We start from the raw sequence: 23,698 nt of genomic DNA, 5'->3' as shown, positions 1-23,698 counted from the left end.
CTAGATGCCGAGATCCGGTTCGGCGGTCAGGGACAGTCCCGACCTCTTCCCGTTCTTGAATAAAAGGTAACCCGTTGAGGCGATCATCGCGCCGTTATCGAGCGAAAGCCGCATCGGCGGGAATATGACTTCTATCCCGTTCCTTTCGCCGGCGCCGGTAAGCTCGTCCCTTAATATCCTGTTGGCGCTCACGCCTCCGCCTACGACCAGGCAGCCTATCTTTTTTGCCGCGCAGGCCGATACGGCTTTTTCGACGATCGCTCCGACAGCGGCCTTCTGGAAACTCGCCGCGATATCCGCTTTCATTGCAGCGGTAAGCTTCCGGCCCTTCACATGATATAATACCGCAGTTTTCATCCCGCTGAAACTAAAATCGTATGAATCATCGCCCATATATGGGTAAGTAAACCTGACCGCGTCCGGGTCGCCGCGGAGCGCCGCCTTTTCGATCGCCGGCCCGCCCGGATAACCAAGCCCGAGTATCTTTGCGACCTTGTCGAACGCCTCGCCTACCGCGTCGTCCCTCGTCTGGCCGAGCAACCTGAATTTTCCTATATCTTCGCAAAGGACGAGGCTGGTATGGCCTCCGGAAACGACAAGGCCCATGATCGGAAATTTGACCTTGGTACGGCCGATGAGCCCTGAGTAGATATGCGCCCAGAGATGGTTTACGCCCACGACCGGTATGCCGAGGGAATAACCGAGGGATTTGGCGAACGATATCCCGACAAGGAGCGCGCCCACCAGTCCCGGTCCCTGCGTCACCGCGACGAGATCGATATCATTTAACGTTTTTCCGGCCGATCTGAGCGAATCCTTCACCACATAATCAATGACTTCCAGATGGTAGCGCGTGGCTATCTCCGGGACTACACCGCCGTATCTCTTATGGAATTCGAGAGAAGAAGCTACCGCGTCGGAGAGCACTTCGTTGCCGTCCTTTACCACGCCGGCACCCGTCTCATCGCAAGATGTCTCGATGCCGAGGACAAGCATTATCCTTACCTCGCCAAATTCGATACGTATACCATCTCTATGCCCTTGCTCGCGATGATCGGGACCATCTCTTTCAGAACGGCTATGGTGTTAGGGCGGTCGTGCCCGATCGCTACCGCGCCGCCGCTCTTTATCGCGAGGGCCATCGCCTTTTCGAACTGCTTTTTTATGTAGGCGGGATCGCTCTCATTATCGAGGAATACCGACCTCTTGACGAACCTAACGCCGGTCTCTCTCGCGACCCGCTCGCAAGCGGAATAGTTCGTGACGAGGCTGTCGAGGAAAAACATGTTATTCTTCTTCAGTTCGCCGAACACTACCCTCATGAACCTGCGGTCCTCGGTAGCCTTGGATCCCTCGTGATTATTGACCCCGGCCGCGCCGGGGACTGTCTGCAGGGCCTTGGAAAACCCGGCCTGGATCTCTTTTTCGCTCATGTCGGTGCGAAGCGTCGTCAGCTCAAGCCTCATCTTGGCCTTAGGTTCCATGGGCATGTGCAGGATCACCTCAAAACCGCGCTCTTCCGCTTTTTGCGCGATGAGCGTCGAATACGGCAGGTCGGGCAGGACCGAAACCGTCAGAGGCATGTCCAACTGCAGGAGAGCGTCGAGATTTTTCGTGTTGTATCCCCAGTCGTCCAGCACTATAGCCAGCTTCGGACGCGGAGTTACCGGGGACGGTTTTACTTCAGGGGGCGCCGGGATAACCGGGGGTTTCGGAGCCGGCGGCGCCGGGATGGCCGGGATCCTGCGGATAAGCGTCAGGCGGAATACGGGGTTGCTCGACGGGCGTTCCGCGATCAGGAAAGACGCCTCTTCCCTGAATTCTTTCTTGGCCCCCTCAGGGGCTTTGCTCCCTCCGGGGACTGCGGCTTTTAGCGCGCTTTCCTTTACCGTCTTCGAGACCGGCAGTAACTTAAACCCGGCCTTGTCGAGCGACTTTCCGAGACGCCTTTCGAAATCATCGAAGGAAAAATAATCCGGGACCCAATATCTCTTTTCGAGGTAGACATGCTTTACTTTACCGACCATGTCCTTGCTGGAGACCTTCCCGGCGGCGAGTTCGGCGGACAGGATGCGGTCAAGCGTCCTGTCTTGGAAAAGGTCCTTCGCGGCATTGAACAGGAAGACAGCGCAGATAACCGCCGCTATGACAACTATAATATTGCGGATGTTTATCCTGCTCATTTTTTAACGACGGAGGACTTGTATATCCTCATCGTCTTTATCGCGTCCACTGCGGTCTGGAGCTGGTTGTCATATACCTCTTTCTTCTCCGAAGGCTTCCCGGGCTTTTCCTCAAGTTTCTCGAAGACCTCGTCGGGATCCTCCTTAGGAGCGGTCTCCTTCTTGACCGGCTTAAATTCCACAACTATATCGGGTATGATGCCCTGTCCGTGGATGGAACGGCCGTTAGGCGTATAATATTTGCTCGTGGTAAGCCGTATAGCCGAGCCGTCGGTAAGCGGTATGACGGTCTGGACCGATCCTTTTCCGAAAGTCTTCATCCCCACCAATACGGCGCGCTTGTGGTCCTGTAAAGCCCCGGCGACTATCTCCGAACCGGAGGCAGAACCCTGGTCGACGAGCACTACCATCGGGTAATCGGTCCTGGGCTTTTTATTTTTCGCGCGGAACTCCATCTCCTGCTTGTTATTGCGGCCCTTGGTATATACTATCATCTCTCCGGCCGGGAGGAATTTGCCCGAGACCTCGGCGGCGACATTTAAAAGCCCGCCCGGGTCGTTCCTCAGGTCAAGGATAAGGCTGTCCATCCCCTGTTTCTCGAGTTCGACCAGCGCGTCCTCGAGGTCCCTGGCCGAACGCTCCTGGAATATGCTGAGCTTGATGTATCCTATCTTGTCTTCCAGTATCCTCGGGTTCTTTATCGACTTCACCTTGATGGTATCCCTTGTTATCGAGAAATCGAGGACCTTGCTCTCGCTCTCGCGCAGGACCGTTATCGTGACGGGCGTCCCGGGTTTTCCGCGGAGCTTTTTCACCGCCTCGACCAGGGTGATGCCGCGCGTTATGTCTTTATCTATCTTCACTATCCTGTCGCCGGACTTTACTCCCGCCTTGAAAGCCGGGGTATCGTCTATCGGCGCGATGACCGTAAGCAGGTCGTCCTTGATGGCTATCTCGATGCCGATCCCGCCGAATTCCCCCTCGGTCTCGACCTTCATCTCGGCATAAGACTCCGGGTCCATGAATTCGCTGAATTTGTCGAGCGACTGGACCATGCCCTTGAGCGCCCCGTATATCAGGGTCTTCGTCTTGACGTCATCGACATATTCGGAGCGGACGATAGAAAGTGTGTCGGAGAAGAGCTCGAGTTGTTTATAAATGTCCTCTTCCTTATCGGGCGCGGCCTTGACCGCCGGGGCGGTCTGGGTCTTTCCCGCCACAGGCGGGGCCTTTTGCGACGCCTGTTCCTTGGCAGTATCCGTCGACGCCGCGGAAAGGAAAGTTGAAAGCGCTAAAAATACCGCCAAAAGCCAGACTGCAAACTTGATCTTACGCATCCTATTCTCCTTTGTTAACTGTGTGCCCGCTTTCGCGGGCATGACATATGCCAATTTGAATAAGAATGTCATTTTTTAGAAAGTTTATCCCTTAATATCTTGTTCACGACCGCGGGATTGGCCTTCCCTTTGGTCTTCTTCATCACCTGCCCGACGAGGAACATGAGCGCGTTATCCTTGCCGTTCAGGAAATCTTCCGCGGTCTTCGCGTTCTCCGCTATCGCCTCTTCGGCGGACTTCTCGAGCTCGCCGGTGTCGGAGATCTGGGCGAGCCCCTTCTCCGAAATTATGGCGGACGCGTCCTTACCGGTATCGAGCATCTCGATGACGATGTCTTTCGCCATCTTGCCGCTTATCTTTCCGGAGTCAACCTCTTTCAAAAGGCCGGCAAGCGCCTGCGGCTTAAGTTTCGAATCCCTGACAGATAAATTCTTGGCGTTCAGGTATCCCGAGACGTCGCCCATAAGCCAGTTCGAGACGATCTTCGGCTTATTATAGAATTTGACGCATTCCTCGAAATAATCGGCGGTATCTTTATCCTGGGTCAGGACCTCGGCGTCATATTCGGTCAGGCTTAACGCGCCGATGAACCTCGCCTTCCTCGCTTCGGGCAGTTCCGGGAGATCTTTTCTTTCATTTTCCACCATCGCAGCCTCAAGCGTGAACGGGACAAGGTCAGGCTCGGGGAAATACCTGTAATCGTGCGCTTCCTCTTTCGAGCGCATCGATACGGTCACCCCTTTATCCGTGTCCCAGAGGCGCGTCTCCTGGATTATCCTTTCGCCGGCCTCCAGGCATTTGGATTGTCTTTCGAACTCGAACTCGAGCGCGGACTTCACGGCCTTGAACGAATTCATGTTCTTTACCTCGGCCTTGGTTCCGAGCCCGGTCCCGCCTTTCTTCCTGATCGATATGTTGGCGTCGCAGCGCAGGCTGCCCTTTTCCATGTCGCAGTCCGATACCTCAAGGTAACGCAGGAGCAGCTTCAGGTCGGTCAGGTACCGGTACGCCTCCTCCGGGGAATTTATATCCGGCTCGCTCACTATCTCGAGGAGCGGCATCCCGGATCGGTTGAAATCGACAAAACTTGAATCGCCGCCCTCTTCATGGATGAGCTTTCCCGCGTCCTCTTCCATGTGCACCCTTTTTATCTTTATCGTCTTTTCCCCGCCGTTGATCTTTATCTTCAATCGGCCGTTCTCGGAAAGCGGCTCGTCGTATTGCGATATCTGGTAATCCTTCGGCAGGTCCGGATAGAAATAATTTTTCCTGTGGAACTTGACTTTATCGGAGACTTTGCAGCCGACGGCAAGCGCGACCCTGATAGCCTCGGTCAGCGCGCGGCGGTTCAATACCGGCAGCACTCCAGGGAAACCCAGGCAGACCGGGCACGTATGGGTGTTCGGCGCGCCGCCGAATCCGGTCGTGCAGCCGCAGAACATCTTTGATACGGTCTTAAGCTGGACGTGGACCTCAAGTCCTATGACGGGTTCGTACGCCATTTAAAGTTTTGGGCTCCTCTTGTGCCAATCGGTATTGCTCTCGTAAGCGTAGGCCGCGTTGAATATCTTCCCTTCCTCGAAGAAATTCCCTATGAGCTGCATCCCTATCGGCAGGCCGCCCTTCGTGAATCCGCACGGCATGGATAACGCCGGGACGCCGGCGAGGTTTACCGATATCGTAAATATGTCCGAGAGGTACATCGAAAGCGGGTCCGCGGACCTCTCCCCGACCTTGAACGCCGGTGTCGGGGAGGTCGGCGTCAATATGCAGTCGCAGCCGCTCTTAAAGACCTGCTCAAAATCGTTCTTTATAAGCATCCGGACTTTTTGCGCCTTAAGATAATAAGCGTCATAATATCCGCTAGACAGGACGTATGTGCCGAGTATTATCCTCCTCTTCGCTTCCGCGCCGAAACCTTCGCCCCGCGTCCTCTCGTACATATCAAGGAGGTTCGCGGGATCCTCACAGCGATAACCGTATTGCACCCCGTCAAAACGCGCGAGATTGGACGATGCCTCCGCGGTCGCGAGTATATAATATACCGCTACGGCATATTCGGTATGCGGCAGGGATACGTCGACGATCTGCGCGCCTTTGCCTTTAAGGAGGGCTATCGCTTCCCTGACCGAGGCCTCGACCTCTTTATCCATCCCTTCCACGAAATATTCTTTGGGTATGCCGATCTTCATGCCTTTTACGTCATTTTTCAGATAAGACGCATAATCAGGGACGGGAACATTTACCGATGTTGAATCTTTTTCGTCGAAACCGGCTATTACGCCCAACAACAGCGCCGCGTCTTTGATGTCTTTTGTGAACGGCCCGATCTGGTCAAGGCTTGAGGCGAACGCGATGAGCCCATACCGCGATACCCTGCCGTATGTCGGTTTCATCCCGACGACGCCGCAAAGCGAAGCAGGTTGCCTTATCGACCCTCCGGTGTCCGAACCTATCGCCATTATCGCCTCGTCGGCAGAGACTACCGCCGCCGAACCGCCGCTCGAGCCGCCGGGTATCCTCGAGGTATCCCACGGGTTCAATGTCGGGAAATACGAGGAGTTTTCGCAGGAAGAACCGAACGCAAATTCGTCCATATTCGTCTTGCCGAAGATCACCGCGCCTTCGGACTTTAATTTCTCGATGACAGTAGCGTTATACGGGGGCTTGAAACCGCGGAGTATCTTCGAGGCGCAGGTAGTAAGCTCGCCCTCGACGCAGATATTGTCTTTGACGGCGACCGGGATGCCTTTCAATTTTCCGGAAGACGGAAGGTCCTTCGCCCGGCTTAAGGCCTTCTCCCTGTCGAGATTAAGATAGCCTTTTATCTTTTTGTCGACGGACTGCGCGCGGGAATATACCGATTCGATTATCTCTTCGGGGTTTATAGTCTTCTTATCCAGCAAGCCCAGGAGTTCGCCTGCCGTGAGGGAATAAAGATTGTCCATATGCGAATTATTCTTCTATTATCCTCGGGACCTTGAAGAAATCACCTTTCTTCTGGGGGGCGTTCGCAAGCACTTTTTCGGGCGGAAGCGACGGTTTCACCTCGTCAGCCCTAAAGCTGTTCGAAGCTTCGTGCGGGTGGCTCATCGGCAGGGTCTTTCCCTGTATGTCGAGCTTCCGGTTAAGCTTATCGACATAACCGAGTATCCCGTCCAGCTGGCGCGAGAATAAACCGACCTCTTCATCGGTCAATTTTATCCTCGCCAACCGCGCTACATATCTTACCTTCTCTTCCATTTCGCTCATCTTAACTTGCTAAATTATCATAAGTTACGCAAAATGTCAACCGGAGGTTTAGAGGGCGTTGGAGATGCGGGCGAATTCTTCGAGGGAGAGCTGTTCGGCCCTGATATTCGGGTCGATACCGATCTTTTTAAGAAGCTCTGCCAGGCCGGCCTTATCGAGTTTTATCTCCTCGCTCGAGAGAAGGGAATTAAGCAGCGTCTTCCTGCGCTGGCCGAAGCCCGCTTTGACGACGGCGAAAAATTTCTCTTCGTCGTTGGCCTGGACCGATGGTTTCTGGAGTATCGCGAGCTCGATGAACGACGAATCGACTTCCGGCTCCGGATAAAACGCCTGCTTGCCTATGTCGAGCAATATGCGCGGTTTGGTGTAGTACTGCACAAAAACAGAAAGCGAGCCGTAATCTTTATTGCCCGGCTTTGCGCACACCCTCTCGGCGACTTCCTTCTGGATCGTTATGAACACCGACTCAAAATTATGCCTGCCGGCGATCAACTTCTCTATTATCGGCGAGGTTATGTAATACGGGAGGTTGCCTACCACCTTGACCTTGTAGGGCGACTCGGCGAGCGCCCGCTCGAGATCAAGCTCAAGGAAATCTTCGCAGACGATATTTACGTTGGTGAGACCCTTCAGTATATCGCCGAGCGCCACGCAGGCGCCCCTGTCCTTCTCTATGGCCAGGACATGCTTTACATGGCGGGCGAGGCGTTCCGTGACCGCGCCCAATCCCGCGCCTATTTCCATGACCCAGTCCGTATCGCTGAACCTGCATGCCTCTATTATATCCTCGATGACATCGCTGTCGACCAGGTAATTCTGTCCGAGATATTTTCTCGGGGTGAGCCCGTATTTTTTCAGGACGGATTTTAATTCGGACGCGTTAAACAAGTTCAGCCCTTCTTTTTTTTGAATATATCTATGGCGAGTTTTACCGATTCGGTCAACGGCCTGTGGTTGGCTATCCCTTTTCCGGCTATATCGAATGCCGTGCCGTGGCCGGGCGAGGTCCTGACAAACGGCAGGCCCAGCGTGATGTTTATGCTGGTATCGCGCGCTATCATCTTAAGCGGCGTAAGCCCCTGGTCGTGGTACATCGCGACCACGCAATCGAGCTTCCGGCGGTAAGCCATGTAAAACAGCGCCTCTGACGAAACCGGGCCGATTATGTTCTTAAAATGCCTCTTCGCTTCGTTCACCGCCGGGGTTATTATTTTGATCTCCTCGGTGCCTATTTTCCCGCCTTCTCCCCCGTGGGGGTTCAGGCTCGCGACCCCTATCCTCGGTTCGGCTATGCCGAAATAACAGGTAAGCACCCCATGGCTCAATTTTATGGCCTTGATTATCTCTTCTTTCGTCACCGCCTTTGACACCGCACGGACCGGTATATGCCTCGTCACGAGCGTGACTTTAAGCGGCCCGCCTATCAGCATCATCGCGAAATCCGCGGTCTTGAACTTGTCCGCGATATATTCCGTGTGGCCTATGAAATTTATGCGCGGGAACGCGGACGAGACCGCCTCTTTGCTTAAGGGGGCGTTCACGAGGCAATCGGCTTTCTTTTCTTTTATGAGCTTGAGGGCGAGATCGAGATAGGCCAGTGAGGCCGCGCCGGAAAGTTTGGACTGGCGGCCGAATTTCACCTTGCTGGGAGCGATAATATACGGGTCTGCAACAGAGACTCCCCGAGGGAGCCCCGCCGGGACTCCGGGGAGCCTTAACGCGGCGGAAATGACCGAGCTGTCGCCCACGATAATAAAATCGGCAAGCGCACGCAACTTACGGTTCGCGAGTGTTTTTAAGACTATCTCGGGCCCTACGCCAAAAGGGTCGCCGATGGTTACGGCGACCCGCGGACGCGGCTGCCTGCGAGTATTATTTGACCTGTATAAAAGCATCGCGTTTCAGTTTCTCTATCCAGTCTTTATACCGCTTTTGGGCCTTATCCCTGTATATTATATCCTCTATATCACTGCGCGCTTCCTGGAGCGGCCGCACATAACTCTCTTTTTTCTCGTATACCTTGAAGATAAAATATCCCGCATCGGTCTTTACCGGGTCGCTGGTCTCGCCCGGTTTTAAAACGAATATGACCTTCTCGAAATCCTCGCGCATCTGCCCTTTCTCGACGATCCCGAAGTCCCCGCCCTCCTGCGCCTTTGCGCCCTGCGAGTAAACCTTGGCCAGTTCGCTGAAGTCGCGGCCTTCCCTGGCGAGTTTTACCACGTCTTCCGCTTTCTGCTTGATGTCGTCCTCGGTGATCCCCGCATCGAAACGGATGACGATACCGAAGAGATGGACCGATTCCGGCGCCTTCAGTTCTGCCGAATGTATTTTGTAATAACTCTCTATCTCGATAGGCGTAACGACTACTTTGCCCCTTACCTGGCTCTCTACGAGCTTGGACATCATTATATTTTCCTTATAGCGCTTTTTCAGGATGTCGGTCGAGACACCGGACCTCTCGACCTCGGAATAAAAGGCGTCTTCCGAGGGGAAACGCGATTTCACGTCTTTCAGCCTTTGCTCAACCTCAAAATCATCAACGGCGATATTGTATTTCTTCGCTTCCTGGAGTATCAGCCTATCCTCTATCATCTGCTTCAGGAGTTCCTTGCGCGCCTCTTCCGTCTTCGCCTTAAGCTCGTCTCCCGAAAATTCCTTCTTTAACTCCTCGATGCTCGAACCGAGGGCCGCATCAAGGTCTGTCTCGGTTACGACTTCGTCGTTCACGACCGCAAGTATCTTGTTAACGGCGCCGGTCGTCTGGCACAGGGCCAGGGGATGAAGCCCCAATGCAAGGACCAACAATAACATGTTTATCCTTGTCCTCATTTATCCGGCCCCGCTTCCAACAGCTTTTCGTTTATCTTGACGTGCGCTTTCGACCTCAGGTTCTTGACAAGATCGTCGAGCGTCCGCTGTTGGGCCCTATCCTTCAACTCTTTTTCTATGGCGTCCCTGACCTCGGAGAGTTCCACCGTCCTCGGCTCGATCCTGTCGGTCAGTTTTATTATGTGGTAGCCGAATTTCGTCTTGATTATATCGCTCGTCTGGCCGACCTCAAGCTTAAAGCAGACTTCTTCTATCTCGGGCATCAGCTGCCCTTTTATGAAATAACCCAGGTCGCCGCCCCTCCCTTTCGAGGGGTCCTTCGAATATTGCTTAGCCAACTGCGCGAAATCGCCGCCGCCTTTCAGCTTCTGGAGGACCTCGTTGGCCTCGGCCTCGGTATCGACCATTATATGGCTCGCCCGCAGCTTAAGCGGCGTGACAAAATCGTCCTTGTGCAACTCGTAGAACTCCTTTATCTTGTCTTCGGAGACCGCGGACTTCTTGACTTCCGTTTCCATCAGTTTAGCTATAAGTATCTTACGCTTCGCCTCGTCCAAAAGCTCCTTTACCTCGCGCTCCCTGTTGATGCCCCGTTTGAGCGCTTCCTTATAGATAAGCTGCTCATTTATCATATCATCGAGGAAATCCTTCTTCCGCTCGACCGCGAGCGTCTTATAGTAAGCGGGCATCTTGGAGAGCCTCTTTTCGAAATCCCCGACCGTAATGGCCTTGCCGTCAACGGTCGCGAGGGGCTTCGATTTCGCGTTACCGCAGCCGGGGAACACAAAAACCGCGGCTAAGAGCAGCGCTGCAATATGGATTTTTTTCATAGGCCTTTCCGTCATTATCTTCTCTCTGGTAAGTATTTAGAATAATATATCATAACCGGCTCCGGATAGGCAAGCCCTTTCGGAGACCGGCTATCGTGCTTCTCAGCAGCCTGCAATAAAGGTCAAAACCTATCGCCTGTATAAAGCCGTGCTGTTCCGTGCCCAAAAGGTTTCCGGCGCCGCGCAGTTCAAGGTCCTCCATCGCTATCTTGAAGCCGGAGCCGAGCTCGGTATGCTCCTCGATCGCCTTAAGCCTCGCCTCGGCGTCCTTGGGCAATTGCCACCCCTTGGGATAAAGAAAATATGAATGGGCCTGGACTATATACCTTCCCACCCGGCCCCTCAACTGGTAGAGGTCGGCGAGTCCGAACATATCGGCGCGGTTGACGAATATCGTGTTCGCGTTGGGGATATCGATGCCGGATTGGATTATGGCGGTGGAAACGAGCACATCTATCCTGCCGTTTATGAACCCGACCATTATATTCTCCAGTTCGTGCGCCGGCATCTGCCCGTGCGCCTCCTCCACCCTGGCCCCGGGGACGATCTCCCTCAACCGCTCCGCCAGTTTATTCAGCCCCCGTATCCTGTTATTCACGAAAAAGACCTGGCCGCCGCGTTTGAGTTCGCGCTTTATCCCATCTTTTATTATCCGCTCGTCGAATTCCGCGACTTTCGTCGCGACCGGTATCCTGTTCTCGGGCGGGGTGTCGATCACCGACATATCCTTTATGCCCATAAGCGACATATAAAGGGTGCGCGGGATCGGCGTGGCCGTAAGCGTCAGGACATCGACCAGGAGCCTCATCCTCTTCAGCCGCTCCTTGTGTTTTACGCCGAACCTCTGTTCCTCGTCGATTATTACCAGGCCGAGCTCCCTGAACGCGACATCGTGCGAGAGGAGCCGGTGCGTCCCTATTATAATGTCGACCGAGCCGTCTTTTACGCCGGCGATTATCGCGCCCTGTTCTGTCCCGCTCCTGAAACGCGAGAGCATCTCGATATTCACCGGGTATTTCTTCATCCTCTCCTTGAATGTCGCGTAATGCTGTTCGGCGAGGATGGTCGTGGGCACGAGCATCGCGACCTGCTTATTGTCCGTGACGGCCTTGAACGCGGCGCGCAGGGCGACTTCGGTCTTTCCGTATCCCACGTCGCCGCAGACGAGCCTGTCCATCGGCTTCGGGCTTTCCATGTCGCGTTTTATCTCCTGCGCGGCCCTGGCCTGCGCCGGCGTGTCCTTGAACTGGAACGACCTCTCGAGCTCCGCCTGCCAATCCGTATCTTTCGAAAAGGCGAAACCCTTCAACGCCTCGCGCTTCGCCTGGATCTCGATGTATTCCAACGCGAGCGAATAGATGCCTTTTTGCGCGCGGGCCTTGGCCAGCGCCCACGCCCTGGTCCCGAGTTTGTATAGTTTCGGAGGCCTGCCCTCGAACCCTATATATTTCTGGACGAGGTTCATCTCCGGCATCGGGACGAAAAGTTTCGCGCCTTCGGCGTATTCTATGACGATATAATCGATGACGCCCTTTGGCTCTTTTACGCGCTCTATCCCTTTATACCGGCCTATGCCGTGTTTTACGTGGACGACGTGATCGCCCGGGGATATGTCGACGAAGTTGCTTATCGGCAGGTCTTCGGAGATCTCGACGCCGGGGATGCGGCGGGTCTTTAGTTTTCGCGGCACAATACCTTTGGCCGGAAGGATGATCGCCATCTGGTGGTCCAGGAAAGAAGTGCCGGTGGCGATATCGAATGATTTTATATGGACGAGCTTGTCCGCGTCGAACTCGAGGCGCACCGGCTCGTCGAAGGTCACAGGGAAGATGTCGAGGATCCCGCCGCGCTGGGCAAAGTCCCCCTGTTCGGCTACCTTCGGCCGGCGCTCATAACCCAGCTCGACCAGCTGCCCGTGCACCTTCTCGAGGCTCAACTCCTCGTTCTTGTATAATTTGAGTGATTCGAACATAATTTTGGGGCCGTATTGCGAAATTTACATCTTCGCCGGGCAGGAGACTCCGAGCAGGGTCAGGCCGTTGGCGAGAGTTTGCTTGACGCATGAGACGAGATAGAGCCTCGCGCGGCTGAGCTCCGCGTCGTCCGAGATGACCTTGTTCGCCTCGTAGAATTTATGGAAGCACGCCGCCAATTCCTGCAGGTATGTTATTATCCTGTAAGGGTCGAGCTCCTGCGCGGCAAGCTTCACCGATTGCGGGAACTGCCTCAACTCTTTGAATAAATTCAACTCCTCCGGCGCGCCGAGCAGTTCGAGGTCCGCGCCCGCGATATCGCCCTCCGGTAATTTCGACAAGGCGAGCAAGCTGCATATCCTCGCGTGCGCGTACTGGACATAATAGACAGGGTTCTCGGGCGTCTGCTTCTTCGCGAGCTCGAGGTCGAAATCGAGGTGCGCGTTCGCCTTCCTCATCAGGAAGAAGAAACGCGCCGCGTCCTTCCCGACTTCATCGAGGACCTCCCGTAAAGTTATATACTCGCCGGCCCGCGTGGACATCTTCACCGGCTGCCCGTTCTTATATAATGTCGCCAGCTGTATTATTATTATAGATACCGCGCCTGCCGGATAGCCGAGCGCCTGAACCGCGGCCTTTATCCTGTTTATATAACCGTGATGGTCGGGCCCGAGTATATCGATGACCCCGGAAAAACCCCGCTCGAATTTATCCTTGTGATAGGCGATATCCGGCGTCACGTATGTGTACGCGCCGTCGCTCTTCTTGACTACCCTGTCCTTGTCATCGCCGAATTGCGTGGACTTGAACCAGAGCGCGCCTTCCGCTTCGTATAACAATCCCTTCTTCCTGAGGAGCTCGAGCGTCTTCTCTATCTTCCCGGACGCGCCGAGCGCCTTCTGGCTGAACCAGACGTCGAACTTTACCCCGAAATCCAGCAGTTCTTTTTTTATCTCATTCAGGAGATAACCGCAGCCCCATTCCGAAAATACCTTGAGATCCTCCGGCGTCCCTGCTTTATATTTATCGCCGTGCTCCTTGCGGAATTCTTCGGCCATCTCCTTTATATACTCGCCCTTATAACCGTTCTCCGGGAATTCATACTGGTCGCCTATCTCCTGCCTGTACCTGGCGTATATAGACTGGCCGAGTATTGTTATCTGGACGCCCTCGTCGTTTATATAATATTCCCGGGTCACTTCATGGCCGTTGGCCGCGATTATATTCGCCAACGAATCGCCGAACGCGGCCTGGCGCGCGTGCGCGACGCTCAGCGTGCCTGTCGGGTTCGCGCTGACGAACTCGACCTGTATCTTCTTTCCTTTTCCGGAATCGTTACAACCGAACTTCTCTTTACCGGACTTTATATCCTTTAGAATCTGGCGCAGCGCCGGGGCCGAAAGCCTTATGTTTATAAAACCGTTGAGCGGCTCTATGGCGTCGACCTCGCCTTTGAGCGGTGAAGACGCGAGAGCGCCGGAGAGCGCCTTGGCGATCTCCTTGGCCAGCTCGGCAGGATTTGTCTTCAGCGGCTTGGCCAGCCTGAAGGCGATATTCGTCGAGATGTCCCCGTGCGCCGGGTCCCTGGGATTCTCGAGACAGAGCAGGTCCCGGGCGTAAAGGCCTTTGATCTTCTCCGTCGCGCCTAAATTCTTATCGAGAAATTCAAGTATCCGGGTCTCTACCATGCCTCTCCTAAATATAATGCCACCCGCAGGGATGCGGGTGGCATTTAAGGATATCCAATACTAGCCGAGATTCTCGCGGGGCACGTCTCCCCATAAGCTTTCGAGGCCATAGAACCTTCTGGCTTCCGGATCGAAGATATGGACGACGCAATTCCCGAAATCGAGCAACAGCCAGCTCGACTCCCTCTCGCCCTCCCTGTGCCAGAGCAGGTAACCTTCCTCCTCCAGCTTACCTTCTATCTCATCCGATATAGCCTTGACCTGGCGGGTGTTGTTCGCAGTCATGATTATGAAATAATCGCAGAACGCGGACACCCTGCTCACGTCCAACAATACTATGTCTTCGGCCTTCTTCTCTTTTGCGGTCTCAGCTATCAGTACAGCTTTTGATCTGGGCTCTGTCTTACTTTCCAAGTATCCTGTACATTCCCGTGCCGCAGACCGGGCATTTGCCCTTCATCGCTTCACGGCCATTCTTCATCTTCTGCTTCATTGTGTCTTTCATTTCCTGCTTCTTCTTGCATTTAACGCAATAACCTTCCATCTAGCACCTCCTGTAAGGTTTTGGAATGACTCTAGTCTACCACACCTCTAAATCGCTGTCAACCCCGCACCTTTTGTAAGGTGCGGGATAAAGATGACCCGCCACGAAGCGGGCACCTTTCATTCCAGTGACTCGTCTATCTCCCCCACTATCTCCTCTATAAGGTCTTCCAGGGTTATGAGGCCGATCGTCTGTTTCTTGTCGTCCACGACTATCGCCATCTGTATCCGCATCCGCTGGAAATCCTTAAGCAGGTCGCTGACACGTTTGTTCTTCGGAATGAAATACGGCGGGTGAAGCAGGTCCGGTATTATGACCAGGCCCTTGTTCTGCCAGATATAAAGCAGGTCCCGCGCGTAGATGATCCCCTCGATATTGTCTACCGAGCCCTTATATGCCGGAACCCTCGCGTGGCCCTCTTCGACCAATAGGTCAAGCAGCTCCTCGGCCGAGGCATCGACGTCTATTCCTATTATCTTTTCTTTCGGGATCATGACTTCGCTGACGAGCGTATCGCCGAACTCGAATATCCTGTGGAGCATCTTGCGCTCCTCATCGCCGAGGACGCCCTCTTCCTTGCCCAGCTCTATCATGAGCCTTATCTCTTCCTCGGTGATGAGAGGGCCCCTCTGCGGCTCCCCGCCGAAGACCTTGATTATGCCGTTGCCGAGGCCGTAAAAGACGCGGGCAACAGGCGCCAGGACCGCGAGGACGAACTTCAGCGGGACGGCGAGCTCAAGGGAGGTCCTCTCGGCGCGCTGGACCGCGAAGACCTTAGGGATGATCTCGCCGAAGACTACGATGATGGTCGCGCCTATCACGGTAGCGAGCACCATTCCCATGTCCTCCCCGAATATATGTATGAGCACAAAGGCGATGAGGACTGATATCGCGGTATTAACGATATTGTTCCCCACAAGTATCGATGTGATGAAGCGGTCGGGATTGGAGACGAGGGCATATACCAGTTTCGCCTTCTTGTTGCCCTTTGACACTAAATGGCGCAAACGTATCTTGTTCAAGGATATGAGCGCCGTCTCCGACATAGAAAAGAAAGCCGACAGGACCAACAGGACCCCTATCGCTATCATGAGCGGCCAGAATAACTTAAGCTCGTTTATTATAACCATCTCTTATTCTTCAGGTATAAAACCATGATTATAGTCAACGCGAGGGTGAATGCCAGTATGAAGAAGAGGCCGTTCTCATGCTGCGAAAAAGGCAGGAACTTCAGGTTCATGCCGTAGATGCTCGGGATGACTATGAACGGCATCATCACCGTGGCCAGGAGAGTCAGGACCTTCATTACTTCGTTCAGCCTGTTCGAGACGATGGATACGTATGCCTCGAGCGCGCCGGTGACGATATCGCGCGAGGTGCCGACGATATCGTTTATCCTCACGAGGTGGTCGAAGACGTTCCTGTAATATACGTAATTGGCGGGCTGGATGAGCGGGAAGTCCCCGCGCGTAATGATGGAGAAGATGTCGGCCTGCGGGCCTATCGTCCGGCGCAGGAGCATCGTGTCGTTCTTGAGCCTGTATATCTGGTTGAAGGTCTTCGTCGTAGGGTCCTTGAAGAGCTCCGCCTCCATCTCATCGACGCGCTTGTCAAACTGGTCGACGAGGGGATAATAGCTGTCGGCGAGCGACTCCAGTATGGAGCACATGAGAAAATCTCCGCCCCTTTTTATTATAGGCGAACCTTTATCGACCCTCTCGAGGTTAAGGGTTACCGGCCTGATCGGGTCGGTATGGACGGTTATAAGATAGTTCTTCCCGAGGCAAAAATCCACCTCGAACATTTCTATCTTCCTCGTCTCCTCGTTCACCCTTACGCCCTGGGTGACCAGGAAAAGGTAGCTCTGGAAATCCTCGACCTTCGGCCTGGCGTTGACCATTATGCAGTCCTCTATGGTCAGCGGGTGGAGGCCGAATACGTCCATCAGGACCTCAATATCGCTGTCCTCGAGGCCTTCCATATCCACCCAAAGCAGCGATTTCTCCGCCGCCAGGGCCTGGCGGAATTCCTCTACGGGTATATCCTTGCGGAGCTGGCCTTCAGGCGTAACGTAATAGTTCCTCATCGTCTTCCTCCGTTATCTGTAAAGCCTTCGGGCTATTATATATTCCCTTACGGGTTCGGCGACAAGATACCTTATCGACTTGCCTTCCCTTAGCTTCTTCCTTATAAGCGAGGATGATATCTCCAGGGAGGTTATCGTGACGACGTCGGTGCCGCTCGGGACGTTCGCTATGTCGTATCCCGGGCGGTTGGCCACGATGAAATTCGAAAGCTTGAATATCTGGTCGATCTCTTTCCATGAATATATCTCGCCCAGCGAATCCGCGCCGGTTATGAAGAAGAGCTTGGCCTCCTCGCCGTATTTCTGCTTGAAGGCCTTCAGTGTCTCCACCGAATAAGAAGTCGTCTTCGCGTCGATCTCGAACGACGATACCTCGAAATCCGAATTGCCCCTCAGCGCCAGCTCGACCATCTTGAACCTGTCGTTCGGCTCGGCGAGCTCCTCGTCCTTCTTGTGAGGCGGTATATACGCCGGGACGAATATCACCTTATCGAGGCTGAGCTTCTCCCTCGCCTCTTCGGCCAGTACGAGATGGCCGACGTGGATGGGATTGAACGTGCCGCCGAGTATGCCTATACGCATGATGTCACTCCCTTATCTGTCCGTCGCCGTAGATTATATATTTGTAACTTGTGAGTTCCTCTACCCCGACCGGGCCGCGGGCGTGGAACTTGTCGGTCGAGATGCCTATCTCGGCGCCGAACCCGAACTCTCCGCCGTCGGTAAAACGCGTCGAGGCGTTGACATAGACCGCAGCCGAGTCGACCTTGCGGAGGAACTCGACCGCGTTATGGTAATTCTCGGTCACGATGGCGTCCGAGAGTTTAGTGCCGTATTTGTTTATATGCTCGACCGCCTCATGCGGGCCTTTGACGACCTTTATCGAAATTATCAGGCCGAGGTATTCGGTCGACCAATCCTTCTCGGTCGCGGCCTTTATCCCTTTGACGATCCTCCGGGTCATAGGGCAGCCCCTTATCTCGACGCCCGCCTCTTTGTATTTCTTTGCCATCGAAGGCAAAAACCTCGCCGCGACGTCCTCGCTTACCAGGAGGGTCTCCATCGCGTTGCAGACCGAAGGCCTCTGGACCTTGGCATTGAAACATATCCTCTCGGCCATATTGAGGTCCGCGTCCTCGTCCACGTAGACGTGGCATATCCCCTTATAGTGCTTGAGGACGGGGATCTTCGAATGTTGGGCGACTTCCCTTATCAGGCTCTCGCCGCCGCGGGGTATTATCAGGTCGACGTGATCGCTTAAAGTCAGGAGTATGCGGACGGCCTTCCTGTCGGTCGTCTTCACCAGGCTGATAGCCCCGTCAGGTATACCGTTCTCTTTTGCCGCGCCGTTAAGGATATCGAAGATGGCGATATTGGAATTTATAGCCTCGCTTCCGCCGCGCAGTATCGCGCAGTTGCCGGCCTTGAGGCATAATCCTATACAATCGGCCGTGACATTCGGGCGCGATTCATATATGACGCCGATCACGCCGAGCGGCACCCTTAATTTCCCGATCCATAACCCGTTCGGGCGCGTCCACATCTTTATGACCTCGCCGATAGGATCGTGCTGGACCGCGACCTGGCGCAAAGAATCGGCCATCGCCTTTATGCGCTTCTCGTCCAATGTGAGCCGGTCGATGAAGGCGGCGCTAAGTTTTTTCGACTTCGCGGCTTTCACGTCTTTCTTATTCGCGGCAAATACCGCGGACTTGTTCTCCTCGAGCCCGTCTGCCATCGCGAGCAGGGCCTTCTCTTTTACCGCGGACGAAATCTGGCCCATAAGGAAAGACGCCTTCTTCGCGCCCCGGGCAATAGCAACTATATCGTTTTTCAAACCGCTCATCTAGGACTGGCTCCTCTTATGCTTCGGAACAAAGATCGTGCCGACTTTTTCCCTGTTGACGACCTTCGTGAGTATATCTTCGGTCTTCCCGTTGGCGATGACCATGGGAATGCCGGCTTCGGTGGCCGTCTTCGCGGCCTTTATCTTAGTCGACATCCCGCCGACGCATGTCTCCTTGTCGGTGCCGCTGGCGAGTTTTTCTACGCCGCCGTCTATTTCCTCGACCACATCGATGACTTCCTTATTTTCCATGTGGCAGTAGAGGCCGTCGACGTCGGAAAGGAGTATAAGCAGATCCGCCCCGAGCAATTTCGCCACGAGGCTCGCGAGCGTGTCGTTATCGCCGAATTTTATCTCGTCGACCGAGACTGTGTCGTTCTCGTTGATGATAGGGACGGCGCCGTATTCGAGAATGGTGTGTATCGTGTTCTTTACGCTCGTGTATCTCTTCTTCTCCTCGAGGTCGTCGCGCGTCAGGAGCACCTGCGCGACCTTGCGGCCGTGGCCCTTGAAATACTCGTCATATGCCTTCATAAGCTGGGCCTGGCCTATCGCCGCGGCCGCCTGGAGGTGTTCGAGTGTCTTCGGACGGGACTTAAGCCCCAGAAGGTGCATGCCCGCGCCGATAGCGCCCGAGCTTACGAGGACGACCTTTATCCCCTTATCGCGCAGTTCGCAGACCTGCTTGGAGATGCTCTTTATGGCGTTCTTGTCCATGGGCGAGGTCTTAGACGTCAATGTCGAAGTCCCGACCTTGACGACTACGAGTTTCAAATTTGAAAGATATTTTTCCCTCATCTTATCTCATCCAGTTTTTTTACGATCATCTCTACCAGTTCCTTTGTGCCGTCGCCGGTCTTGGCCGATATAGGTATTATATCCTTTTTTATTTTTTCTTTAAACCTTTTTAGGTTCTCTTTTGCCGCGGGAATATCCATCTTGTTGGCGACCAGGACCTGCGGTTTCTTCTCCGCGCTTACGCCGTACTGCTTCAATTCGTTATTTAATATTTTGTAATCCTCGAGCGGGTCCCTGCCGTCCACCCCGGCCATGTCGATGATATGCACCAGTACCTTCGTGCGGTCGATATGTTTAAGGAATTTATGGCCGAGGCCTTTGCCTTCATGCGCGCCTTCGATCAGGCCCGGGATATCGGCTATCTTGAAATGGCGGCCGTCATCATATTCGACTATGCCGAGCACCGGCGCTAATGTAGTGAACGGGTACGCCGCGATCTTCGGCTTGGCTTTTGATATAGACGAGATGAGCGACGATTTGCCGGCGTTCGGAAAACCGAGAAGCCCGCAATCGGCTATCAGTTTCAGCTCGAGCGAGAGCAATCTCTCTTCGCCAGGCTCGCCGGGTGTAGCGGGTTTCTTGCAGGCGTTGCCGCGCCCGCCGTGGCCGCCTTTGGCGACGATAAAACTCTCTCCTGAGGCGGTCAGGTCCCTTAAGGTATATCCCTTCTCAAAATCCGCGACGATCGTCCCGACCGGGACCTCGATGACGCAGTCCTCCCCGGTCTTTCCGTTCCTGTTATTGGATGAGCCGTTCTCGCCTTTGTGGGCCTTGAAATGCCTGCGGAATTGGAAGTCCAGGAGGGTGTGTATGTTCTCGTTCGCGCGTATTACGACGTTGCCGCCGTTGCCGCCCGGCCCGCCGTTCATGACCGGGTAACGGGAATACCTGTCCTTATACAAACTCGAGCAACCGTCACCGCCGTGGCCTGCTTTGACCTCGATCTTCGCGGTATCTACAAACACCTTGGCTTTCGGCTTCTTATTTTATTGTGGCAGGATACTTACGGTTTTGGACTTGAAAGTTACTATTCCGTCTTTTAAGGCGAAAAGCGTGTCGTCTTTGCCCTTGCCGACATTGATGCCCGCTTTAAACGGGGTCCCGCGCTGCCTTATTATAATGCTTCCGGCTGTGACCTTCTGCCCGCCTGAAGCTTTTAACCCTAACCTCTGGGAATTGCTGTCGCGGCCGTTTCTGGTTGAACCTTGTCCTTTATGATGAGCCATTGTCTCCTCCTAAACCTTTATCTCTTTTATCTTAAGTTTCGTCAACTCCTGGCGGTGGCCCTTCTTCCAGTGCGAGTCCTTCCGTCTCCTGTACTTATAGGACATCAGCTTCTTGCCCCTGAAGTCGGATACGACTTCGCAGACCACCTTGGCGTCCTTGAGGAAAGGCCTGCCGAACTTGACTTCCTTCCCATCGTGGACCATGAGCACGTCTTTTATCGTAACTTCATTGTCTTTTTCGGGATGCGTCAGGCGCTCAACCGTGATGGTGGCGCCTTTTTCGACCTTATATTGCTTCCCGCCTGTCATTATTACGGCGTACATAGAGATACTCCTTCTCTTATTTTATTGGGAATTACGGATTTCGGGAGATTATACCTTAAAATGGCAAAAGTGTCAATTGATTTTCCAGTCTTTCACGTGGAAAATCATCCCGAAGCCTGCGCAGTACTTTTTGCGGATTGCCGCAAAAAGTACAACCGTTTAGGCAAGGGAAACCGAGTCAGGCGGGTCCTGCCTGCCGAGCACCTCGCCCGCTCACTCGGTTCGCGGGCAAGGGCTCCGTCGGCAGTCACCCGCTTGAACTAAATAAAGACCTACGCAACTAATCGCCTCTTCGCTCACCGGATTGCCTGGTCGTCATGGCAAACTTTAGCAGCCCAGCCCGCTCGAATTTCCCAATCCAAAATCTCCGTCCTTAGCATCACCTTACAGACAAAAATATCCCCTTCCGTAGCGTCCCTACTTACTATTTGATTTTCTTAATTTAGTATCCTATAATATTTACAAAGGAGTACAAATGAAAATACTTAAGTTTTTTGTAATGTTGCTAATCTTAGGGAGCCTATTGTTATTATTAATAAAAGATATAGTTATTACTAAACAGCTTTTCTACCCGATTAACAATCTTACCCATCAATCTAAAAATCAAACTTATATATCTAACCCGAATGCAACTACTATTGATTCAATTAACGCCAAACTATATTGCGAATTGGCCGAGAGAAATTTTAAAGCCTCTAACGGTGTTTTTTCCTCAATACAATGGACATATACCTTCACGGGAGCGCTTATTACGCTTTTTATTACGCTGTTCGGTTTTCTAGGCTGGAAGTTCGTTATTCCTATGCTTTTAAATAAACAAATCAAGGATTGGGCAGACAGTAGTACTGAATTTAAGAAAATTAAGACCGATATCCTAGAAAACTCGAGGGAAATGAATATAGCCTTAGCGATACTCTATAGAAATGACGGACTGAGCAGATGGGAACAAAAAGTAAATGACCGAGCCATTGAATTAACCGAAAAAGCTCTTATATTCTTTAAGAAAGCATGCACAGAGGCAAAACCAAGAAGTAAAGATGACCAAATCTTATGGGGAACTATTTGCGGAAATCTGTCATATTATTACGCAGAAAGTGGAAATCATGCTAAATACGATGAAGCTTTAAAATATGCTAGAATTTCTCTCACTATAGGAAAAAAATATCATGTCATGCATTTAGTTGAAAATTTTCCTTATGTAGTAAAACAATATGCTGTAAAAGACCCTTTAATTAAAAAAGAGGCTAAGGAAATATTGAATGCATATAAAGGAGATTTACTTAGCGCGGGGATATTAAAACCCAAGGACATTGAAGAATATGAATCTTACCTATCCAAATAAAAAAGGAACCTCTCGGTTCCTTTTTTTCTATGGCTAAGAAAACTTCTAATTATCCACCATTTGTCGGTTTCATTTTATACCCCTTCTTCCAATCCATTTTAAGTATACCTCATAGTACCCATATTTTCAACCTCTGTCAAGCAAGAAATCTTATCGAGGACATGTCACTTTAGAACTTGACCTCTTTCCCGCCTTATTTATTTTTAATTATCAAATTTACGGTATAAAAAATCATTACTAACCAATAAACTAATTGTACCGTATTTACAATCGGTTGAAACTTCCTTGAAATTTCTTTAAATCCCGCCATTTTAATAATTTCTCTTGGGAGAAAAATTATCATTTCTATCCAATATAATGGACTGAAACTAAGCATTGCTTGTGTTTTGTACGTTCCTTCCGCCTGCAATATGGCATTTCGAGCGGGTCCAAGTATTTTTACATTTAAGAAAAGTAAATTATCTAAACCGCTATAATTTCTCTGTTGTCCAAAACCTAATCCTACTGGTTCCATAGCAGTAAAAGCTGGATCTTCAACCCCTATGTTGATCACTCGATGTTTAATTTCTAAAATATTTGCCTGAATCCATTTTTGAGCTTTCTGAGAAACCTCTTTTTCTTTAACTGTTGCATCGTCTGTTTTCCCATCAAGCCACTTATCATGCCATTGCAAAGCTGTATGAAGATAAGAAGCGTGGTTATAATAAATCAAAGCGCGTAATAGTGGAATTATTAATATAAAAATTAAATTTTTCATTTAATGTAAGTATATAGCTTGGACAATCCGTTCAAGCCGTATCCTTTTCTAATATAGTATCATATATATTAAAATCCTGGGAAGAAAAAAGGACAAAAATAATCTTCTCCAGAACGCCGGGGTTTTGGGTGATGAAATCCTGCGTGGTCATGAGGGCGATGGGAGCGGCTAATTCGATGGGAAACCTGTAGACCCCGGTGGAGATGGACGGAAAAGCGATGGTTTTGAGGCCGTGCTCCTTGGCGAGGTTCAGCGAGTTGAGGTAGCATGAGGTGAGCAGTTCCGGCTCGTTGTGCTTGCCGTCGCGCCAGACAGGGCCGACCGTGTGTATCACGTGTTTCGCCGGGAGGTTATAGCCCTTTGTTATCTTCGCCCCGCCTGTCTCGCATCCGCCGAGGGTGGCGCATTCGGCGAGGAGTTTCGGGCCGGCTGCTCGGTGTATCGCGCCGTCTACTCCCCCGCCGCCGAGCAATGTCTTGTTCGCGGCGTTGACGATAGCGTCAACAGCCAATGTCGTGACATCGCCTTGAACAATTTCTATCTTGGTGGACATACTCGGATTTTGTTTATCTTGATGTTTACCTTGAAATTTAAGTCTCGCGAAGAGCCGGTTTATGACGCAGGGCCGATATATCGGCCCGAGTAATAAAGTAAGGCCGAGCGAGACTTAAATTTCAAGA

Annotated in this window: 25 protein-coding genes; 1 reads left to right on the top strand and 24 read right to left on the bottom strand. The window is 52.6% G+C overall.

The window, feature by feature from the left end; all coding sequences use genetic code 11:
* The 22 genes from tsaD to rplU form a co-directional block, all read right to left on the bottom strand.
* A complete protein-coding gene (gene tsaD / locus WC317_02230) occupies positions 1-996 on the bottom strand; it encodes a tRNA (adenosine(37)-N6)-threonylcarbamoyltransferase complex transferase subunit TsaD (protein MFA5338949.1) in 996 nt (331 codons plus the stop codon).
* Between the two features lie 5 nt (positions 997-1,001).
* On the bottom strand, positions 1,002-2,183 hold the full coding sequence (locus WC317_02225) for a divergent polysaccharide deacetylase family protein (protein MFA5338948.1): 1,182 nt from the start codon (positions 2,181-2,183) through the stop codon (positions 1,002-1,004).
* Complete coding sequence (locus tag WC317_02220; GenBank protein MFA5338947.1) at positions 2,180-3,520, bottom strand: S41 family peptidase; 1,341 nt, start codon at positions 3,518-3,520, stop codon at positions 2,180-2,182. Before WC317_02220 ends, WC317_02225 begins: the two co-directional genes overlap by 4 nt.
* Positions 3,521-3,588: 68 nt before the next feature.
* Positions 3,589-5,022: an Asp-tRNA(Asn)/Glu-tRNA(Gln) amidotransferase subunit GatB gene (gatB, locus tag WC317_02215; protein MFA5338946.1), complete on the bottom strand. Its 1,434-nt coding sequence runs from the start codon at positions 5,020-5,022 to the stop codon at positions 3,589-3,591.
* Positions 5,023-6,468, bottom strand: coding sequence for an Asp-tRNA(Asn)/Glu-tRNA(Gln) amidotransferase subunit GatA (gene gatA, locus WC317_02210; GenBank protein MFA5338945.1), 1,446 nt, complete (start codon positions 6,466-6,468; stop codon positions 5,023-5,025).
* A 7-nt stretch (positions 6,469-6,475) separates the two neighbouring features.
* Positions 6,476-6,772 (bottom strand): Asp-tRNA(Asn)/Glu-tRNA(Gln) amidotransferase subunit GatC, encoded by a 297-nt coding sequence (gene gatC / locus WC317_02205; GenBank protein ID MFA5338944.1) that lies wholly within the window; start codon positions 6,770-6,772, stop codon positions 6,476-6,478.
* Between the two features lie 48 nt (positions 6,773-6,820).
* The gene (gene rsmA, locus WC317_02200; protein MFA5338943.1) at positions 6,821-7,660 is read right to left on the bottom strand and encodes a 16S rRNA (adenine(1518)-N(6)/adenine(1519)-N(6))-dimethyltransferase RsmA; all 840 of its coding nucleotides are present in this window, start codon (positions 7,658-7,660) and stop codon (positions 6,821-6,823) included.
* Between the two features lie 2 nt (positions 7,661-7,662).
* Positions 7,663-8,667, bottom strand: coding sequence for a 4-hydroxythreonine-4-phosphate dehydrogenase PdxA (pdxA, locus tag WC317_02195; protein MFA5338942.1), 1,005 nt, complete (start codon positions 8,665-8,667; stop codon positions 7,663-7,665).
* The gene (locus WC317_02190; GenBank protein ID MFA5338941.1) at positions 8,645-9,604 is read right to left on the bottom strand and encodes a peptidylprolyl isomerase; all 960 of its coding nucleotides are present in this window, start codon (positions 9,602-9,604) and stop codon (positions 8,645-8,647) included. Before WC317_02190 ends, pdxA begins: the two co-directional genes overlap by 23 nt.
* Complete coding sequence (locus WC317_02185; protein ID MFA5338940.1) at positions 9,601-10,434, bottom strand: peptidylprolyl isomerase; 834 nt, start codon at positions 10,432-10,434, stop codon at positions 9,601-9,603. Before WC317_02185 ends, WC317_02190 begins: the two co-directional genes overlap by 4 nt.
* Positions 10,435-10,483: 49 nt before the next feature.
* Positions 10,484-12,406 (bottom strand): transcription-repair coupling factor, encoded by a 1,923-nt coding sequence (mfd, locus tag WC317_02180; GenBank protein ID MFA5338939.1) that lies wholly within the window; start codon positions 12,404-12,406, stop codon positions 10,484-10,486.
* Positions 12,407-12,430: 24 nt separating this feature from the next.
* Positions 12,431-14,095: an arginine--tRNA ligase gene (gene argS / locus WC317_02175; protein ID MFA5338938.1), complete on the bottom strand. Its 1,665-nt coding sequence runs from the start codon at positions 14,093-14,095 to the stop codon at positions 12,431-12,433.
* 60 nt (positions 14,096-14,155) lie between these two features.
* The gene (rsfS, locus tag WC317_02170; protein ID MFA5338937.1) at positions 14,156-14,509 is read right to left on the bottom strand and encodes a ribosome silencing factor; all 354 of its coding nucleotides are present in this window, start codon (positions 14,507-14,509) and stop codon (positions 14,156-14,158) included.
* Positions 14,499-14,639, bottom strand: a complete 141-nt coding sequence (locus tag WC317_02165; GenBank protein MFA5338936.1) for a DUF5679 domain-containing protein — start codon at positions 14,637-14,639, stop codon at positions 14,499-14,501. Before WC317_02165 ends, rsfS begins: the two co-directional genes overlap by 11 nt.
* 119 nt (positions 14,640-14,758) lie before the next feature.
* Complete coding sequence (locus WC317_02160) at positions 14,759-15,769, bottom strand: hemolysin family protein (GenBank protein MFA5338935.1); 1,011 nt, start codon at positions 15,767-15,769, stop codon at positions 14,759-14,761.
* Entirely contained in the window at positions 15,760-16,725 is a 966-nt protein-coding gene (gene corA, locus WC317_02155) for a magnesium/cobalt transporter CorA (protein ID MFA5338934.1), read from the bottom strand. The genes WC317_02160 and corA overlap by 10 nt, the downstream gene beginning before the upstream one ends.
* A 12-nt stretch (positions 16,726-16,737) precedes the next feature.
* Positions 16,738-17,307 (bottom strand): nicotinate-nucleotide adenylyltransferase, encoded by a 570-nt coding sequence (gene nadD, locus WC317_02150; GenBank protein MFA5338933.1) that lies wholly within the window; start codon positions 17,305-17,307, stop codon positions 16,738-16,740.
* 4 nt (positions 17,308-17,311) lie between these two features.
* The gene (locus WC317_02145) at positions 17,312-18,571 is read right to left on the bottom strand and encodes a glutamate-5-semialdehyde dehydrogenase (protein ID MFA5338932.1); all 1,260 of its coding nucleotides are present in this window, start codon (positions 18,569-18,571) and stop codon (positions 17,312-17,314) included.
* Positions 18,572-19,369 (bottom strand): glutamate 5-kinase, encoded by a 798-nt coding sequence (gene proB, locus WC317_02140; GenBank protein ID MFA5338931.1) that lies wholly within the window; start codon positions 19,367-19,369, stop codon positions 18,572-18,574. It abuts the gene before it with no gap.
* The gene (gene obgE / locus WC317_02135) at positions 19,366-20,334 is read right to left on the bottom strand and encodes a GTPase ObgE (protein MFA5338930.1); all 969 of its coding nucleotides are present in this window, start codon (positions 20,332-20,334) and stop codon (positions 19,366-19,368) included. The genes proB and obgE overlap by 4 nt, the downstream gene beginning before the upstream one ends.
* Positions 20,335-20,355: 21 nt before the next feature.
* Positions 20,356-20,595, bottom strand: coding sequence for a 50S ribosomal protein L27 (gene rpmA / locus WC317_02130; protein ID MFA5338929.1), 240 nt, complete (start codon positions 20,593-20,595; stop codon positions 20,356-20,358).
* Positions 20,596-20,604: 9 nt separating this feature from the next.
* A complete protein-coding gene (gene rplU / locus WC317_02125) occupies positions 20,605-20,919 on the bottom strand; it encodes a 50S ribosomal protein L21 (protein MFA5338928.1) in 315 nt (104 codons plus the stop codon).
* Positions 20,920-21,394: 475 nt separating this feature from the next.
* Here rplU and WC317_02120 point away from each other — a divergent pair, with 475 nt between their 5' ends.
* The gene (locus tag WC317_02120) at positions 21,395-22,261 is read left to right on the top strand and encodes a hypothetical protein (protein ID MFA5338927.1); all 867 of its coding nucleotides are present in this window, start codon (positions 21,395-21,397) and stop codon (positions 22,259-22,261) included.
* 193 nt (positions 22,262-22,454) lie between these two features.
* On the opposite strand, the gene WC317_02115 is transcribed toward WC317_02120, so the two are convergent.
* Positions 22,455-23,018, bottom strand: a complete 564-nt coding sequence (locus WC317_02115; protein ID MFA5338926.1) for a hypothetical protein — start codon at positions 23,016-23,018, stop codon at positions 22,455-22,457.
* Positions 23,019-23,049: 31 nt separating this feature from the next.
* Positions 23,050-23,571 (bottom strand): O-acetyl-ADP-ribose deacetylase, encoded by a 522-nt coding sequence (locus WC317_02110; protein MFA5338925.1) that lies wholly within the window; start codon positions 23,569-23,571, stop codon positions 23,050-23,052.
* Between the last annotated feature and the right edge of the window lie 127 nt (positions 23,572-23,698).

This window comes from Candidatus Omnitrophota bacterium (genome assembly GCA_041653595.1).
Lineage (GTDB): Bacteria > Omnitrophota > Gorgyraeia > Pluralincolimonadales > Pluralincolimonadaceae > Pluralincolimonas.
The sequence above is the reverse complement of the archived record's forward strand: the minus strand, read 5'-3'. Positions and strand labels throughout refer to the sequence as shown.

Bases quoted from the DNA above. Each gene is read 5' to 3' on its own strand.
- WC317_02145 (MFA5338932.1), bottom strand. From the start codon at position 18,571: ATGAGCGGTTTGAAAAACGATATAGTTGCTATTGCCCGGGGCGCGAAG.
- argS (MFA5338938.1), bottom strand. From the start codon at position 14,095: ATGGTAGAGACCCGGATACTTGAATTTCTCGATAAGAATTTAGGCGCG.
- tsaD (MFA5338949.1), bottom strand. From the start codon at position 996: ATGCTTGTCCTCGGCATCGAGACATCTTGCGATGAGACGGGTGCCGGC.
- rplU (MFA5338928.1), bottom strand. From the start codon at position 20,919: ATGTACGCCGTAATAATGACAGGCGGGAAGCAATATAAGGTCGAAAAA.
- nadD (MFA5338933.1), bottom strand. From the start codon at position 17,307: ATGCGTATAGGCATACTCGGCGGCACGTTCAATCCCATCCACGTCGGC.
- WC317_02120 (MFA5338927.1), top strand. From the start codon at position 21,395: ATGAAAATACTTAAGTTTTTTGTAATGTTGCTAATCTTAGGGAGCCTA.
- proB (MFA5338931.1), bottom strand. From the start codon at position 19,369: ATGAGGGAAAAATATCTTTCAAATTTGAAACTCGTAGTCGTCAAGGTC.
- WC317_02165 (MFA5338936.1), bottom strand. From the start codon at position 14,639: ATGGAAGGTTATTGCGTTAAATGCAAGAAGAAGCAGGAAATGAAAGAC.
- pdxA (MFA5338942.1), bottom strand. From the start codon at position 8,667: ATGCTTTTATACAGGTCAAATAATACTCGCAGGCAGCCGCGTCCGCGG.
- WC317_02160 (MFA5338935.1), bottom strand. From the start codon at position 15,769: ATGGTTATAATAAACGAGCTTAAGTTATTCTGGCCGCTCATGATAGCG.
- corA (MFA5338934.1), bottom strand. From the start codon at position 16,725: ATGAGGAACTATTACGTTACGCCTGAAGGCCAGCTCCGCAAGGATATA.
- WC317_02225 (MFA5338948.1), bottom strand. From the start codon at position 2,183: ATGAGCAGGATAAACATCCGCAATATTATAGTTGTCATAGCGGCGGTT.
- gatA (MFA5338945.1), bottom strand. From the start codon at position 6,468: ATGGACAATCTTTATTCCCTCACGGCAGGCGAACTCCTGGGCTTGCTG.
- gatC (MFA5338944.1), bottom strand. From the start codon at position 6,772: ATGAGCGAAATGGAAGAGAAGGTAAGATATGTAGCGCGGTTGGCGAGG.
- WC317_02220 (MFA5338947.1), bottom strand. From the start codon at position 3,520: ATGCGTAAGATCAAGTTTGCAGTCTGGCTTTTGGCGGTATTTTTAGCG.
- mfd (MFA5338939.1), bottom strand. From the start codon at position 12,406: ATGTTCGAATCACTCAAATTATACAAGAACGAGGAGTTGAGCCTCGAG.
- WC317_02110 (MFA5338925.1), bottom strand. From the start codon at position 23,571: ATGTCCACCAAGATAGAAATTGTTCAAGGCGATGTCACGACATTGGCT.
- WC317_02190 (MFA5338941.1), bottom strand. From the start codon at position 9,604: ATGAGGACAAGGATAAACATGTTATTGTTGGTCCTTGCATTGGGGCTT.
- WC317_02115 (MFA5338926.1), bottom strand. From the start codon at position 23,018: ATGAAAAATTTAATTTTTATATTAATAATTCCACTATTACGCGCTTTG.
- gatB (MFA5338946.1), bottom strand. From the start codon at position 5,022: ATGGCGTACGAACCCGTCATAGGACTTGAGGTCCACGTCCAGCTTAAG.
- WC317_02185 (MFA5338940.1), bottom strand. From the start codon at position 10,434: ATGAAAAAAATCCATATTGCAGCGCTGCTCTTAGCCGCGGTTTTTGTG.
- rpmA (MFA5338929.1), bottom strand. From the start codon at position 20,595: ATGGCTCATCATAAAGGACAAGGTTCAACCAGAAACGGCCGCGACAGC.